Consider the following 2,662-nt stretch of genomic DNA (forward strand, 5'->3'; position numbering starts at 1 on the left):
TGTCCGCGCCGTGCTGCGCGCCCACCGTGCGGTTCTGCTGCGCCAGGTTGCCGTGCGCGTTGCGCGCGAACGGCGGCAGCAGCGAAGCCACCTTGGTATCGACATCGCAATTGGCCATGCAGCTGGAGCCCACGGCGTCCGGCTTGGGCGCGCCGCCGAGCTCCTTGCCCGGCCACAGGGCGTGTGCGGCGGTGGTGCCGTTGCGGTTGGGCAGGCGCTGCTGCACCTCGCGCATGTTTTTGTCCGACAACGTGAAATCCGCCGGCAGGATGTCGCCCAGATGCAGCATGTAGGCGGTGACGGCGTACACCTCGTCCACGCTCAGCGACTTCGGCGCATTCCACGGCATCGCGCGGTTGATGTAGTCCCATAGCGTGGACAGGCTGGCCACCTTCATCAGCGTGGTGCGGCCGGGGTAATCGTTGCGCTTGAGCGCGCCGACGCGGCCACTCTTGATGTCGTCCGCCGTGGTGCCACCCACCAGCGGGTTGAACACCGCGTTGGATTCGCCGAACACGCCGTGGCAGGACGCGCACTTGCCTTCCCACACCTCCTGGCCCTTGGCCACCGATCCGGTGCCGGCGGGAAGGCCCTTGAAGTCGGACCGCACGTCGATGTCCCACGCGGCCACTTCCTTGGGCGTGGCGTCGCGCCCGACGCCGGGGAATTTGGAAGCTGCCTGCCCGTGCGCGCAGGCAGCAGCCAGAGTGAACACCGCGGCCCATCCACCGCGGCGGACCGCGCGGAACAACGTGCAGCGCGGTCCCTCCTGCGATGAGGAGCCGGCTTCGCCGGGCCTCATCGCACTGATCGGAGCACTTGAAAAAATGCGCAGCATTTTTTCAAGTGAATCAGGCCAATTGGACATTCTTCACCTCGCCGCTTTCTTCCACCAGCCAGGACTGGATGGCATTGTTGTGGTAGATCGAGCGCGTGCCGCGCACCGCGCGCAGCTGGCGGTAGGTGGGCTGCACGTAGCCGGTGTCGTCGGTCGCGCGGCTCTGGAGAATGGCCGGCTTGCCGTCCCACACCCAGTCCAGCGAAAAGCGCGTGAGGCACTTGCCCATCACCGGGCCTTGCAGGCGGGCCTGGCGCCAGTTGCGCCCGCCGTCCACCGACACGTCCACGCGCGCCACCTTGCCGCGGCCCGACCAGGCCAGGCCGCTCACGCTGTAGAAGCCCTTGTCCAGCAGCACCTGGCCGCCCGAGGGCGTGGTGACCACGCTCTTGCATTCCTGGATGCTGGTGTATTGGCGATGCGTGCCGTCGGGCATCAGGTCCACGTAGTGCACCGTCTCGTCCTTGGTGGCGTAGGGCTGGTCGCCGACCTCGATGCGCCGCAGGTACTTGACCCAGCTCACGCCCTGCACGCCGGGCACGACCAGCCGCAGCGGATAGCCGTTTTCCGGGCGCAGCATCTCGCCGTTCTGCCCGTAGGCCACCAGCACCTCGCCCGAGCGCACCAGGCTCATGGGGATGGTGCGCGTCATCGACGAGCCGTCCGCGCCTTCGGCCAGCAGGAACCTGCCGTTCTTCATGTCGGCGCCGGCCATCTCCAGCAGCGTGACCAGCGGCACGCCGGTGAACTCGCTGCACGACAGCATGCCGTGCGTGTACTGGCAGGTGGGCACGGCCACGTTGCCCCATTCCATGCCGGTGTTGGCGCCGCATTCGATGAAGTGGAAGCGCGACACCGAAGGTAGGCGCATCAGCTCGTCCATGGTGAACACCTTCGGCGTCTTCACCATGCCGTTGAGCATGAGGCGGTGCTTGGAAGGATCGATGTCCCACCAGCCCTGGTGGTGCCGCTCGAAGTGCAGGCCGCTGGGCGTGACGATGCCGAACAGCGACTGCAGCGGCGCGAACGACACCGAGGCTTGAGCGGTCTGCGTGAGGCCCGGGCTCTGGCGGCGCTGCACGTTGGCCTCGTGCTGCGAGGGCTTGCCGTAGCCGTCGGTCGCCACCGCCTGGCCCAGGCCGCGCGAGTGCTCGGGCAGGGTGAGGATGTTCGGGTCGCCGTCGCTGTTCTCCTTCTGCTGCGCGTGCCCGCCGCCGGCAGCGACACCGGCGGCAGCCGCGGCGAAGGCGCCACGCAGGAAGTCGCGCCGTCCGTGGCGCGCCTGCGCCGTCACTTGCTGAATGCCCGCCCGATCGAGGAAATTCTCGGGCGCCTTGCGGAGTCGGCCGGTTTGCATGGGCATGTCAAAGATTTGTATATGCAGATTCAATGATATATCCGCACAAGCACCGAACAGGCTGGGGTTTACGCTGAGCGGCTAGCTTGCTACGACGCGCTGCCGCGCCGTCACCAGCCGCGCGTCCAGATACGCCCCATAAAAATCCGGAATCGACGCACCCACCAGCCGATCGGCCGCTTCCTTGCCCTGCGCGCCGAAAAACAGCACCGTGGGCCAGGTCGTCACGCCCCAGGCGCGCAGCAGCTTGTCGTGCGTGCTGGCCACGCCCGCGAAGTCCAGCACCGTGCGCGTGCTCGCCGTGTCCAGCTGCACCACCGGCAGGCCGGACTCCGCGCGCAGCGGCGCCAGGTGGCTGTTGCGCACGATGCGGCAGAACGGGCAACCCTCCAGGCTGGCCATCACCACCAGCGGCTGCTTGCGCGCGAGTGCGGCGGCAAGCTCCGCGGCAAGCGACGCCGGAGCCG

3 protein-coding genes are annotated in these 2,662 nt (G+C 67.9%); all 3 read right to left on the minus strand.

Going from position 1 to position 2,662, the window contains the following annotated elements; translation table 11 throughout:
- Window positions 1-715: cytochrome c (locus H0U68_RS15030; RefSeq protein WP_296356962.1), on the minus strand; the 715-nt coding region annotated here is incomplete at its 3' end.
- 136 nt (window positions 716-851) lie between these two features.
- On the minus strand, window positions 852-2,195 hold the full coding sequence (soxC, locus tag H0U68_RS15035; protein ID WP_296356966.1) for a sulfite dehydrogenase: 1,344 nt from the start codon (window positions 2,193-2,195) through the stop codon (window positions 852-854).
- A gap of 81 nt (window positions 2,196-2,276) precedes the next feature.
- Window positions 2,277-2,662, minus strand: a 386-nt coding sequence (locus H0U68_RS15040) for a thioredoxin fold domain-containing protein (RefSeq protein WP_296356963.1), incomplete at its 5' end; no start/stop codon positions are given.

Origin of the sequence: Ramlibacter sp. (assembly GCF_013697775.1) — a bacterium.
Classification (GTDB): Bacteria; Pseudomonadota; Gammaproteobacteria; order Burkholderiales; family Burkholderiaceae_C; genus Ramlibacter.